We start from the raw sequence: 12484 nt of genomic DNA, 5'->3' as shown, positions 1-12484 counted from the left end.
TATCTCCTCTCACAAAAATACAGACCCTAAGCACTCCAGCGCTACCCGTTCAAAGGTACTCGGTTTACCTACTTTTAAGTAGGTTAAATTGTTACTGCGTACGGTGTTGCTTATAGTACGCCATCAGTCCACTTGTAGAGCTATCGTGATCGTGATTTACACTATCATCTGTCAGCTCACTTTCAATTTTAGATGCCAAGCCTTTACCCAGCTCAACACCCCATTGATCAAATGAACAAATGTCTAAAATTATGCCTTGGCAAAAGATTTTGTGTTCGTATAACGCAATTAAACGCCCTACCGTTTTAGCATCAACAGTGTCTAGCAACATTGATGTTGTTGGACGGTTTCCTTGATGAATTTTGTGATTTAGTAGTTCATCAATCTGCGCCTGCGATTTACCTTTAGCTGTTAAGTCGGCTGTAACTTGTTCTGCATCAACGCCACTCATCATTGCTTCTGTTTGAGCAAAAAAGTTTGATAATAAAATGTCATGATGCTTATCAACATTAATTTGTGGTTTAACAGAGGCAATAAAATCTGCTGGCACAATCACGTTGCCTTGGTGCAGGCATTGATAAAACGCGTGCTGACCGTTAATACCAGTCATACCCCAAATGATTGGTACCGTGGTGTACGGTACTACTTTGCCTGCAAAGTTAACATGCTTGCCGTTACTTTCCATTTCACCTTGTTGTAAATACGCAGGTAACATGTGAAGAGATTGGTCGTAAGGTAAAATTGCTTGCGACGTATACCCTAAAAAGCTGGTATTCCAAACACTTAACAAAGCCATTATTAAAGGAATATTCTGCTCAAGCGGCGCATTTTTAAAGTGTTCATCAACTTCAAAAGCACCTGTTAGTATTTCTTCAAATGCGTCATAACCTAAATACAGCGCAATTGGTAAGCCTATCGCACTCCATAATGAAAAGCGACCACCTACCCAATCCCACATAGTGAATACGTTTTCATCAGCAATACCAAAGGCAGCTGTTTTTTCTAAATTTGTACTTACTGCAACAAAATGTTTAGCAATTGTGCTTTCATCTTTTGTTGTTTCTAAAAACCAATCTACCGCTGTTTTAGCGTTCGTCATGGTTTCTGATGTGGTAAATGTTTTTGACGAGATAACAAATAGTGTTGTTTCAGGATCAATATTTTTAAGTACAGAAGCAATTTGTACACCATCAGCATTTGACACGTAGTGCACATTTAACGTGTTATCTGCGAGTGCTTTTAACGCCTCAGTTGCCATTTGAGGACCTAGGTTCGACCCGCCTACCCCAATGCTAACAACGTCTTTCACCGCTTTGCCCGTATAACCAAGCCATTGGCCGCTTCGCACTTTTTCAACAAATACTTTAATTTTGGCAAGCTCATTATCAACCGCTTGCGTTACGTTTTCTCCATCAACAATTAATGGAGTATGTGCACGATTACGTAATGCAGTATGCAGTACAGAGCGTTCTTCGGTGATGTTGATTTTCTCACCGCTAAACATTTTGTCTCGCCAAGAGGCAATATCGCACTCTTTAGCAAGCGACACTAAATTAGCAAAAACATCGTTATCAATTAATTGTTTAGAGTAGTCGAATAATATACCTGGGATCTGAGTTGAAAACTTAGAAAAGCGGGTACCGTCTTGTGCAAATAACGTTTTAAGATGTGTTTGTTTCATCTTAGCAGCACTTTGTTCAAGGGCTTGCCAACTTGCTAATTGCGTTCGGTTCGACATTTAAATATCCTCTAAAAATTTTAACCGGTTGATTTATAGTTTCTTTTTATAATGTAAAAGTCTTTAACACGCGCTAAACACACTAAAATAAAACGCCGATAGTATAGTTAAAAACGTGAAAAAAGCGCTGCTTTTACTATTTTATACGCAGATGATAACGCAATTTTTGTCTTTTGACACCGGTATCATAAATATTTTGCAAATTATTTTACCCGCAATTTCAAAGGCACCCATAAAGCTTAATCGATTAAGCTGCTATGTTCGTGAATTTTACTAAACGTTCAGTACTTTTTTAATAGTTATGACATTTATGTGAATAAATAAAAAAATCGGCTACCAGAGCCGATTTAATTTGAATCCTATTAGTGTCGTATAATTAGAGGCTCAATGCCAAACCACCCTCTAAGTTATATACTGTTTGATACCCTAGTTGCGTTAGGTTAGCAGCCGCAAGCTTTGATCGGTTACCGCTACGACACAACAATATATATTTACCGCTTTTACTAAGCTGACCTTCCATCAATGCGTGAGCCATTCTACTAAGCGGTATATTAAGTGTTTTTATTTTTTTGGTGCGAAACAATTGCGATACATTATTAGCACCATGCTCGTATGGCTCTCTAGTATCAATCAAATATGCATCGTTTTTAGTAAGCATTGCCTTTGCACTATCAAAATTTAATTGCTGAATAGATGATTCGGGTAACGCGGTGACATAACCACACAATTGTGACCTCGATTTTTCTTTAGCCTGATCATCAAGCTGTTTTTTAGTAACAAATTCATCAATATTCATTTGGCCGTTTATTAATCCGTTTAATAAAGGTGTTTGTTGTTGCTCTGCCTCCCAGTTCATTGCAAAACATTGTAAATAATCATGTCCTGAGCAAATCACACTTGTTTTACCTAGCTGCTCAGCAAGCGCTAGAATAGAATGAGCCATGGTCTTTGCACTGCCACCAGCTAAAGACGTGTTCCCCAAGCCTGCGGGTAGTATTAGGTCACCACAAAAGCAATAATTGATGTGATTATCTTCATTTTTTAGAACATAACTTACGCTATCTTCACTGTGCCCTGGTGTGGCTATTTTTTCTAATCGTTGGTTATTAAGGTCAATATACGCTGCATGTATTGGCCACCCCTGTTTATCTATTTCAATGTCATCGCATCGACTCCCCAATACATTGCGTAATAAAGTAACGCCGCAATGGCGCTCTTGGTGAGCGTGTGTATTAAGCACTGCCTTAATAGTGAGGTTTTGTGTATTAGCTATTTTTTCTAAACGCGGTATGAGCTCTACAATAGGATCTATAATAATTGCCTGTTTATTCTCACTTACATATAACCAGCAACAGGCTCCTTGGTGCCTAAACTGCGTTAAACCAAGCGCGCACACATCTTGGTGAGGTGTTGCGCTATCAGATACGATTAAACAGTTAGCCTGCAAAATGGCTTTTAATGCACGTATAGATTCACACGCATTTGCAATTTCTTCGGCTGTAGCTGCGGGACCAAACGATAGCCTAATTGCATTTTCACTCTGCCATTGGTTAACACCCATAGCATCAAGCACAAAGCTTGTCGAAGAACCCGTGCTACATGCAGACCCTCCACTGACACGAATACCAGCAGCATCAAATAAATCAATCACTTCTTTGCTTGTTAGTTCATTTACCGCAAAGTTGAGTGTTGTTGGTACCGAATGTTCAAAACTATGATTAAACGTAACATCACCAAAAGTATCTTCAATCGCGCATTTTATTTGCGCACGGTAGCTATTAAGCACATCGATTGGTTTAAACGTTGTATCTGAACTGTCTAGCAGTAAGCTAAATAGTTTATTTAACCCGGCAATACCGGGTAAGTTCTCGGTACCCGAACGCATACCGCTCTCTTGCCCGCCCCCTGCTATAAACGGTGTATAGGCACTGCCAGCACGTATATATAAAAAACCTATGCCTTTGGGTGCATAAAGTTTATGGCCCGAAAAGGGAGCGTAATCTATTGTGGTCGCGCTTAGATTAAGTTGCTTTTTGCCCAATGCCTGAACACAATCGACCATCCACGACACGTCAGTGTTTAAAAAACGGATCGTTTGTTCAATAGCATCTAAATCTTGATACACGCCGGTTTCATTGTTAACCGCCATAGTGCATATCATAAGCGCATTAGGAATGTGTTCTGCAATAAAAGTAAGGTCTAGAATACCCTTACTATCTACCGGAATTGCCAATATTTTAGCATTAATGCCCAATACATCATTCCAATGCTTTAAGGTATTAGGTACCGCTTTGTGCTCAGTAGCGCCATACAATAGCACTGGATTATCTATTTTATGAGTTTTAGCATTAATGAGTGTGGATACGACAGCGGTTTGAATGCCTTCAGTCGCGCCAGAGGTAAACAAAATATTTCCCTCTTTTGCGCCTATCACTGTTCGTGCATTTTCACGGGTTTGCTCTAACAAATGCTTAGCTTGAATACCTGTAATGTGTGGGCTTGATGGATTACCAAAACAAATTTGCATTGTATGAGAGACCACCTGAGCAATGCATGGCAACACCGGCGTTGTTGCATTTGCATCGAGGTAAATTTGCTCAGAGCTAAATAAAGAGTCAGACATCTAAAAACGCACCTTATTACTAAAAGATATATCTTATTACCAATATTACATAACTTTAGACGTATTGAGTAATAATCAATTAGTACTGACGGTGCGTTTTCTATGCCTTTTTGAACTAACCCTCTGTCAGTTTATTATTTAGTTCTTCTTGCGTTGAAGACCAAGCGGTAATCAATGCCTTAACAAGCGAAGCCAAAGGAATGGCAAAAAATACCCCCCAAAAGCCCCAAAGACCACCAAAAAACAAAACTGCGACAATTATAAATACAGGATTTAAGTCGACCGCTTCTGAAAATAACAATGGCACAAGTACATTGCCATCAAGGGCCTGAATAATCCCGTAAATAATCAAAATAGTCCAAAATTGAGTTTCTAATCCAAATTGAAATAACGCCACAGCAGCGACCGGAATAGTCACCAGCGCAGCACCCACAAACGGAATTAATACAGAAAAACCAACTAACACACCTAATAAGGCTGCGTAGCGTAAATCTAAAAATGTAAACGCGATAAACGAAACGCCACCTACAATTAAAATTTCAAACACTTTCCCGCGAATGTAATTCATAATTTGTTGGTTCATTTCATTCCATACTTGCAAAATTAAACGGCGCTGTTGCGGAATTAATTTAGCCACACTACCCGTTAACTCGAGCTTATCTTTAAGCATAAAAAACACCAGCAACGGCACAAGTACAAGATAAATTAACCACGCTACAACATCTTTTAGCGACGTTAATGAAAACGATAAAACCACTTGGCCAAACTCAATAACTTTAGCCTCGACAGTAGCAACAATGCCTTGTACTTGGTCGGCATTTATTAAACTTGGGTATTGCTCGGGTAAGGCAACTAAATACGACTTACCTTGCTCTAACATATGAGGGGTTTCTTGCACTAAGTTACTGGTTTGTTTCCAAAGAACAGGACCAATCACTAAAATTAAAGTAAGCATAATGCCTGTAAATATAAGCATTACGATCACGGTTGCTGTAAAACGGCGTAAACCAAAACGCTCTAAGTGAACAACTGGCCAATCAAGTAAATAAGCAATAACTAATGCCACTAAAACCGGCACAATTAACGAGCCAAAAAAGTACAGTAAGGCAACAGAAACGACTAGTAAAAATAATAAGGTGACCGAATGAGGATCAGAAAATTTTCTTTCGTACCATGTTTTTATATATTCAAACACGTAATGGCTCCACTAATAATAAACCTTGTTGTTTATCTAAGTTGTAACTGTAAGCATATTTTTTTAAATATCGCTCAATATCATCCATGCTCTCATCACTATTTACACTAAAAGTGATGGCTTGCCGTGAAGATAATGCTTCACGTAGCCCTAATTTAAACTGAATAAACTGTTGAGGACATCTATAACTTCGTAAATCTTGGTGTAACATACTCGCTTTACCGATTTATTAAAATGAATAATAAGTCGCATTGCTGTGTGTTAATAGTCTATAAAACATCAACAAATGTAACTTTTTCTTAAAACAACGCCTGCAATGGTTTATTCTGTAATACATAGTTAGCAGTAAGGACAGGTTAATGTCTCGCACGCATAATAAAGCGCATCTACCAAGTAATCCAACACTCAAAGAGATTAATTGGTTTAAAAAACAAATAAATTGGGGGGAGCTTCCTCCTTTTTATCATTTAGTTGCCTCTTCGGTTAGCGAGTCTGAGGGTGTTTTAGAGCATGGATTTGATAACGCCGTAAAGCAACTTATAGACAGACGTAACTGGAATCTAGACATACTCGACGGCTTTGAGGACGATTTAGGTGAAATCCATACCAAACATAAACCGCGAATTGCGTTACATCAGGTATTTACAGACCGAGGCTTTGAGCTGTGGGCACTGCCTTATGCAAAAGATATTGTTATTGACCAATACATAAAAGATAACCGCTTTATGGAATTTAGAGTGTGGGATCCGCATTCAATGAAAGTACTATTAAGGTTAAATCAATTACATAAGTTTATTGGCTTTTACTTTGAGCGCGGTGATAAAGCCGATAAAGCCCTCATTTTGCACTCACACAAAGTGGTTCATAAAATTATTACTTTTTTGCAGCGAGAGTTGAACGTAATAAAGATAGATGGAGTCTCAATAAAAGAACTCTACCAGTTGTGCGAAAAAGACAGCCGTGCAAGCAGTGACGAAATAGACATAGCCAAAATTGCCATTGGCGAGCCAATAAACAAGGAATAAGATGCAGCTAAAATCAGCCTTTATCTCTTTATGCAGTGCCGTACTTACATTTAGCCTTCTAGTAAGTGAGCCATTAAAGGCGCAAACTAACTTTAATCTTCCTGATTTGGGAACTTCTGCATTACAAGTACTCCCCCTCGAAAAAGAACAAGCGATTGGGGAAGTAATGATGATGCAAATACGTGGTGGTTCACCGATTATTAACGACCCCGTATTAGATGAATACCTAACTACCATTGGTAGAAAGCTTGTTGCAAACGCAAACGATGTACGTTTTCCGTTTTCATTTTTTTGGATCAATAACTCTGACATTAACGCCTTTGCTTTTTACGGCGGGCATGTCGGTGTTCACACAGGCCTTATTGCGCAAGCCGATAGCGAAAGTCAATTTGCATCTGTACTCGGTCACGAAATCGCTCACGTCACTCAGCGCCATTTAGCACGCAGAATTCAGCAACAACAAGATAACAGCGCAATGACTATAGCGGGGATGATTGCCGGTATTTTAGCAACTATTGTTGCCCCTGACGCTGGTATTGCCATTATTTCAGCTAGCCAAACACAATCTGCGTTTAGCCAATTAACACACAGTCGCTCTGCTGAACAAGAAGCTGATCGAATAGGCATGCAAACACTTAATAATGCAGGGTTTGATGCGCGTGCATCTAGCGACTTTTTAACTAAACTGGCTGCACAAATTCGTTATAAGTATAAACCACCTGCATTTTTGCTTACTCACCCACTGCCTGAAAGTCGAGTGTCTGATGTACGTCTTCGTGCTGAGCAGTACCCAAAGCGTCGCTTACCTGCAAGCCTCGAATTTAACCTTGCTAAAAGCCGAGTGCTTGCGCGTTACGACAACAAACCAGAAAATGCTGAAGCCTTATTTAGAAAACTCCTTCGTGAAAAAAGCTACAGCAATACAGCACTTAATTACGGTTTAGCGTTAAGTTTACTTGATCAAGAAAAACTTGATGAAGCAGACACTATTTTAAGCAAGCTATTAAAAAGTGACCCTAAGAATTTATTTTATATTGATACGCAAACTGATTTACTCATAGCGCAAAAAAAAGCAGACGAAGCCGTTTCATTTTTAGCTGAACTACATAATTACCGCCCTAACAATCAAGTAATTACGCTCAATTATGCAAATGCAGCATTAGAAGCTAAGCAATACGAACTTGCTGAAAACGTGCTTAAAGGTTTTTTATTAGAAAAACCAGAGCATAGTTTAGGTAAAGAGCTACTGGCTGACGCGTACAAAAAACAAGACAAATTGGCGGCCTATCACGAGGCAAACGCTGACGTGCTATCTCAATACGGTGCTTACATGAAAGCCGCTGATGAAATCCAAAAAGCGCTTAACTTCGTAGAATCAACAGAGTTAATAAAACAGCAGCGATTAAAAGCATTACTTACTCAGTACCGCCGTTTACAAAAAGAGCTTGCAAGGCTTTAAGTCTGCAAGCTGTTGCCCTAAAATAGAGGCAATTAACACTATGGAAACTTTTATGTCTGTTACTATTTATCATAATCCGCGTTGTTCTAAATCGCGTGAAACACTTGCCCTTTTACAAAGTAAATCAATTGAGCCCACCGTTGTTGAGTATTTAAAAACGCCTTTAACATCTGATCAAATTACTACACTTATAGAACAACTTGGTTTTAGCTCTGCTCGTGATTTAATGCGTACAAAAGAAACCGAGTACAAAACGCTAAATTTAAAAGACGAAACAAACGAAACCACGCTTATAAACGCCATGGTTCAGAATCCAAAATTAATTGAACGCCCTATTGTTGAACACAATGGTAAAGCCGCAATTGGTCGCCCACCAGAAAACGTTTTAAGCGTTTTATAATGAGTACAACCATCGTGGTACTTTACCACTCGAGCCATGGCTCCGTTGAAGCAATGGCCCATGAAATAGCTGAGTCAATAGAGCAACAAGGCGCAACAGCCCTACTGAGAACGTTTGTAGCTAAAAACCCGCACGACATTGTCATTAGTAAAGATGACCTTATACAGTGTGATGGCTTGGCTTTTGGTACACCTACCCGATTTGGTATGATGGCTTCTCAAGCCAAAGCATTTTGGGAAACCACCAGCGAGCTATGGCTCAAAGGCCAACTAATTGATAAGCCCGCATGTGTGTTTTCATCGTCAAGCAGTATGCATGGTGGTAATGAGGCCACACTGCTTAATTTATCATTGCCCTTACTACACCACGGAATGATGCTACTTGGTGTACCTTACGATGTGCCCGAATTATTAGGCACTCAAACTGGCGGGACCCCCTATGGCGCTTCGCACGTTGCCGGTAGCAACAATAGTGCCCAGTTAAGTAAAGACGAAATTAAAATATGCCAAAGCGTTGGTATACGCCTGGCAAAAATTGCGAGTAAACTTCAATGAACACAGCGCAACCCCCTGCTAAAAAGCCAATAACCGTAAAATTTCAACGCATTGCTTTAATTGGCTATATTGGCCTGCTCATTTTAATGCCATTATGGATGTACTTTGTGCCGCCTCAAGAAGGCCCGCTCGATGTTATGTCGTTATTTGTGCCTATAATTCCTCTATTACTTCCACTCAGAGGTATTATAAAAGACAATACTTATACCTACGCTTGGGCAAACTTTGTTGTTATGCTTTATTTTATTCATGGCTTAACTATGCTTTGGGTTGCACCTGACGAGCTGATTTGGGTGTTACTTGAGTTGTTATTTGCATCTTTCATGTTTATTGGGTGTACTTATTATGCAAGACACCGCGGGCAAGAGTTAGGCTTAAAAATTCGCAAACTAAAAGAAGATTTAGCCGACGAAAAAGCCGCTAACGAACTTAACAAGTAAAATAAAAAAGCGCGTTTACTATTGGGTAAACGCGCTTTTATACATTTTAAATACGTATTAACTATTTAAACCAATTCACTTAGTGCAGCCAACGTCACTATACCCGCTAAACCTAGCTGAGCTAATAAGCTTAATAACGAAAAGCCCCTCAATACAAATAACCCCCAAGGGTGTTTTATATGTGGATACAAAGCGCAGCGCTTTAAGCTCATAGCAAAGAAAAAGCAAATCACCGTAACCATAGTTAAACCAAGCGTCAGTTCACTTTTTATGGTCAGCGCTTCATCAAAAAAGAAAAATAACTGTAATGGCAATAATAAAGTCACAATAGCATGTAAAACATGCACTTTTTTAATACGATCAAATTGCCCTTCTGGGGAGAGCTCTTTAATTCCAAAATCACGCTCTAGGCATTTAACTAGGTTTTGCGCTTTAATGCTCACAGCCAATCGGTAGCAACTTAGGCCCTCGTTATTACGCGCTCTAAAATCAAAGCCTGCTTTTATTAGCATCACCATTAACGATTCATTTTTAGAGAGCACAGCATAATGCAATGCAGTATTACCAAGGCTATCAAGGGCTTTTTTATCTTGCTGAGGTAATAAGGTTTGCACAACGTTTACAAAACCACGCTCTGCCGCCCACATGAATGCTGTTTTACCGTTATCATCAGCTAGTGTGCCTGTTGCACCTTGCTCAATAAAGCGCATAGCCATTGTTTGCTTGGCCGTTTTTTTACGTAAATGTGTTAGGAGCGCTTGCTCAAGTAAAACCACAGAATCAACATCAGGCGATACTTGTTTCAATAAAGTAAAATAGTCTTTACCCATTGCTACTTTGTCACTTGCAAGCCCACTTAACACTTCTAAGTCAGCAATTGACTCAGGTATAAAGTGACTTAAGCGATCTCTAAAATCAACTTCTTTCCATAGCGATAACGCATCAACAGCACTAAGCTTACTGCCATTATTTAAAGCATGCTCAATGAGCGTAAAATAACGTTTGCTAAAAAATAAATTAAATAATGAAAGCGGTGTTTCAACTGCATTTTGTGCGGCAACACTCGCGTATTTTTCTAAACGCTGACACAACAACAGCACTAAGCTCTCTGGAGTATATTCGTTATCGTAAAAGTGGGTTTTCATTGCGCCTACGTATGCCTGTGCATCTTCGTCGTATTCACAAATATGTTGAAAATAGCATTCTTCAAAAGGTTCAAGCGGTGTTAACCACGCCAAATAATAAATCGGGGGCAAAACAGTGGTACACACACCATCGTCTTCATTGGTAGAACGACAAGCTGGCCAAGCTTCTAAAGCATCTAAAATAAAGGCACCGTTTTGCTCTACAAGGCCTTTAATGAGTAACGGATATTCCTTTGGCCAAATCAGTACATTTTCCATTAAAACAACACAACTCCAGTGTAGCTTGGGTAAGTGGTCAGGTTATAGCAGCTTTCAGCTGACACCACGCTTAATCAAAGAGGCGATATTCTAGCACACCCAGATCGCCACGCTAGAACAAAGTAGATGAATAATGAAAAATATAAAAGCAGCCAAGTAAGTAATTACATGGCTGCTTTTTAGGTTGGAGTTGGGGTTAATCTCTTCCACACAAAAAGATTAATTATTTATTCTTTAACTCGCTAATTACTTGGTCAATGCCTACATCTGAAATGCGCTGAATTATCTCTTTTTGCTTAGCACTTAAAAGCGAAATACCCTCGGCTACAATATCATACACCTTCCATTGATTATCTTTACCTAGGCGTAACTTAAAGCTTAAATCAATTGTGGGGGCGTTAGGCTCTATAATTTGCGTATTAACCGTGGCGTATTCTGAATCGCTTTGTGCATTATTGTGCTCAAAAACCACTTTTTGGCCTGTGTATTTCATTAATGCACCGGCATATGTACCAGTTAAGTAATGCTCAACCGCGTTAATAAAATCAACAGCTTGTTGGCGCTCAATGCCTTTAATGTGTTTACCTAATAGTTTAAAAGACACAAACTTAATATCAATATGTGGCATTAAACGTTTTTCAACAATTCCCGACATTTCACTTTTACTGGCATTACCTTTACTGTTCACTTTGCCTATATCAGCAAAAAGGGTGTCTGCTACAGACTCTAAAAGTATATCTGGTGATTGCTGAGCTTGTGCATAAAGCGATGTGCTTAAAAATGCGGTAGCAATTAAAAATAGTTTAATAAGTTTCATAATATTTTTTGTTTGTGTGATTAAGTTAAGGCTAATTTACGTCATTAATACGCAATAAAAAAGGCACAAATAAGCAACTTATTAATGCCCAAAAAGCACCAATAGATTAAGTAATTAAATTTCAATAAGTTAATAAAACCTATTAACACACCGTATACATCCCCATTTTCGCTCGCCTTGAATTTATAACCTCCCCACCCTCATCATTTGTTTTTTCGATAAACCAACTATCAGCGAGCAGCTATGAAATCCTTTTTTAGAATACTTATTTTATTAATCGCCTCACTTTTTATTAATACCACAGCATTAGCGCAATCAAACCATGGCTACGCAGTCGACGTACTTAAAGGCACGGGTAATATAAATGGAATAAAATTAGCTTATCAATACCATATGCCAAAAATGCAAAACTTAGTTGGAGATACCCGCTTTTATATCGAAACCAGTGTAAACCTGTGGGAATTTGCGCATAGCCACCACTCACAATCCAACTTGGTATTAGCGGTATCGCCTGTATTGCAGTTTCCAGCATTTAGTTTTAATAACACCCCGTTTTATGTTGAAGCAGGCATTGGTGTTTCACTTATTGACGAAACACAGTTTGGTGGTAAAAATTTAAGTAGCCATTATCAATTTGAAGATCGTATTGGACTCGTTGCCGACTTAGGCGATACAAACATTGCTTTGCGAATTATTCATTATTCTAATGCGGGGTTTCAAAAGCCCAATCCAGGCCTTGATTTTATGACCTTATCGGTTGCCAAGCGATTTTAATACGCTCTGATTTGTTTGCTGGTAATTACTATTTAAAAACGTAAAATAATCAGCAA

Annotated in this window: 12 protein-coding genes; 6 read left to right on the top strand and 6 right to left on the bottom strand. The window is 39.0% G+C overall.

All coding sequences use genetic code 11. From position 1 onward, the window contains the following. Positions 1-91: 91 nt before the first annotated feature. The 4 genes from pgi to PMAN_RS04820 form a co-directional block, all read right to left on the bottom strand. Positions 92-1738 (bottom strand): glucose-6-phosphate isomerase, encoded by a 1647-nt coding sequence (pgi, locus tag PMAN_RS04835; RefSeq protein WP_010557556.1) that lies wholly within the window; start codon positions 1736-1738, stop codon positions 92-94. A 376-nt stretch (positions 1739-2114) separates the two neighbouring features. Beyond that, on the bottom strand, positions 2115-4361 hold the full coding sequence (locus PMAN_RS04830) for an aminotransferase class V-fold PLP-dependent enzyme (protein ID WP_010557555.1): 2247 nt from the start codon (positions 4359-4361) through the stop codon (positions 2115-2117). A gap of 115 nt (positions 4362-4476) precedes the next feature. Next, positions 4477-5556, bottom strand: coding sequence for an AI-2E family transporter (locus PMAN_RS04825; RefSeq protein WP_008129786.1), 1080 nt, complete (start codon positions 5554-5556; stop codon positions 4477-4479). Beyond that, complete coding sequence (locus tag PMAN_RS04820; protein WP_010557554.1) at positions 5549-5767, bottom strand: sulfurtransferase TusA family protein; 219 nt, start codon at positions 5765-5767, stop codon at positions 5549-5551. Before PMAN_RS04820 ends, PMAN_RS04825 begins: the two co-directional genes overlap by 8 nt. A 148-nt stretch (positions 5768-5915) precedes the next feature. Here PMAN_RS04820 and PMAN_RS04815 point away from each other — a divergent pair, with 148 nt between their 5' ends. The 5 genes from PMAN_RS04815 to PMAN_RS04795 are packed head-to-tail and all read left to right on the top strand — an operon-like array spanning position 5916 to position 9434. Next, positions 5916-6581, top strand: coding sequence for a hypothetical protein (locus tag PMAN_RS04815; protein WP_010557553.1), 666 nt, complete (start codon positions 5916-5918; stop codon positions 6579-6581). A gap of 1 nt (position 6582) precedes the next feature. Beyond that, on the top strand, positions 6583-8040 hold the full coding sequence (bepA, locus tag PMAN_RS04810; RefSeq protein ID WP_010557552.1) for a beta-barrel assembly-enhancing protease: 1458 nt from the start codon (positions 6583-6585) through the stop codon (positions 8038-8040). A gap of 52 nt (positions 8041-8092) precedes the next feature. Then, positions 8093-8440, top strand: a complete 348-nt coding sequence (gene arsC / locus PMAN_RS04805; RefSeq protein WP_033035949.1) for an arsenate reductase (glutaredoxin) — start codon at positions 8093-8095, stop codon at positions 8438-8440. Continuing rightward, complete coding sequence (wrbA, locus tag PMAN_RS04800) at positions 8440-8994, top strand: NAD(P)H:quinone oxidoreductase (protein ID WP_010557550.1); 555 nt, start codon at positions 8440-8442, stop codon at positions 8992-8994. Before arsC ends, wrbA begins: the two co-directional genes overlap by 1 nt. Continuing rightward, a complete protein-coding gene (locus tag PMAN_RS04795; protein WP_008129791.1) occupies positions 8991-9434 on the top strand; it encodes a DUF2069 domain-containing protein in 444 nt (147 codons plus the stop codon). The genes wrbA and PMAN_RS04795 overlap by 4 nt, the downstream gene beginning before the upstream one ends. 65 nt (positions 9435-9499) lie before the next feature. Here PMAN_RS04795 and PMAN_RS04790 read toward each other — a convergent pair whose 3' ends face one another. Both PMAN_RS04790 and PMAN_RS04785 read right to left on the bottom strand, forming a co-directional pair. Then, positions 9500-10837: an ankyrin repeat domain-containing protein gene (locus PMAN_RS04790; protein ID WP_010557549.1), complete on the bottom strand. Its 1338-nt coding sequence runs from the start codon at positions 10835-10837 to the stop codon at positions 9500-9502. 223 nt (positions 10838-11060) lie between these two features. Continuing rightward, entirely contained in the window at positions 11061-11654 is a 594-nt protein-coding gene (locus PMAN_RS04785) for an MlaC/ttg2D family ABC transporter substrate-binding protein (RefSeq protein ID WP_006792330.1), read from the bottom strand. A gap of 243 nt (positions 11655-11897) precedes the next feature. Between PMAN_RS04785 and PMAN_RS04780 the strand changes: the two genes are divergently transcribed. Further along, the gene (locus PMAN_RS04780) at positions 11898-12428 is read left to right on the top strand and encodes an acyloxyacyl hydrolase (protein ID WP_010557548.1); all 531 of its coding nucleotides are present in this window, start codon (positions 11898-11900) and stop codon (positions 12426-12428) included. Positions 12429-12484: the final 56 nt, after the last annotated feature.

Source organism: Pseudoalteromonas marina, assembly GCF_000238335.3.
GTDB classification, from domain to species: Bacteria; Pseudomonadota; Gammaproteobacteria; order Enterobacterales; family Alteromonadaceae; genus Pseudoalteromonas; species Pseudoalteromonas marina.
This window is presented reverse-complemented; position numbering and strand designations above follow the sequence as displayed.

Excerpts from the sequence above, each read along its gene's own strand:
- bepA (WP_010557552.1), top strand. The coding sequence starts at position 6,583 with ATGCAGCTAAAATCAGCCTTTATCTCTTTATGCAGTGCCGTACTTACA.
- wrbA (WP_010557550.1), top strand. The coding sequence starts at position 8,440 with ATGAGTACAACCATCGTGGTACTTTACCACTCGAGCCATGGCTCCGTT.
- PMAN_RS04830 (WP_010557555.1), bottom strand. The coding sequence starts at position 4,361 with ATGTCTGACTCTTTATTTAGCTCTGAGCAAATTTACCTCGATGCAAAT.
- PMAN_RS04790 (WP_010557549.1), bottom strand. The coding sequence starts at position 10,837 with ATGGAAAATGTACTGATTTGGCCAAAGGAATATCCGTTACTCATTAAA.
- PMAN_RS04820 (WP_010557554.1), bottom strand. The coding sequence starts at position 5,767 with ATGTTACACCAAGATTTACGAAGTTATAGATGTCCTCAACAGTTTATT.
- PMAN_RS04815 (WP_010557553.1), top strand. The coding sequence starts at position 5,916 with ATGTCTCGCACGCATAATAAAGCGCATCTACCAAGTAATCCAACACTC.
- arsC (WP_033035949.1), top strand. The coding sequence starts at position 8,093 with ATGTCTGTTACTATTTATCATAATCCGCGTTGTTCTAAATCGCGTGAA.
- PMAN_RS04780 (WP_010557548.1), top strand. The coding sequence starts at position 11,898 with ATGAAATCCTTTTTTAGAATACTTATTTTATTAATCGCCTCACTTTTT.
- PMAN_RS04785 (WP_006792330.1), bottom strand. The coding sequence starts at position 11,654 with ATGAAACTTATTAAACTATTTTTAATTGCTACCGCATTTTTAAGCACA.
- PMAN_RS04795 (WP_008129791.1), top strand. The coding sequence starts at position 8,991 with ATGAACACAGCGCAACCCCCTGCTAAAAAGCCAATAACCGTAAAATTT.
- pgi (WP_010557556.1), bottom strand. The coding sequence starts at position 1,738 with ATGTCGAACCGAACGCAATTAGCAAGTTGGCAAGCCCTTGAACAAAGT.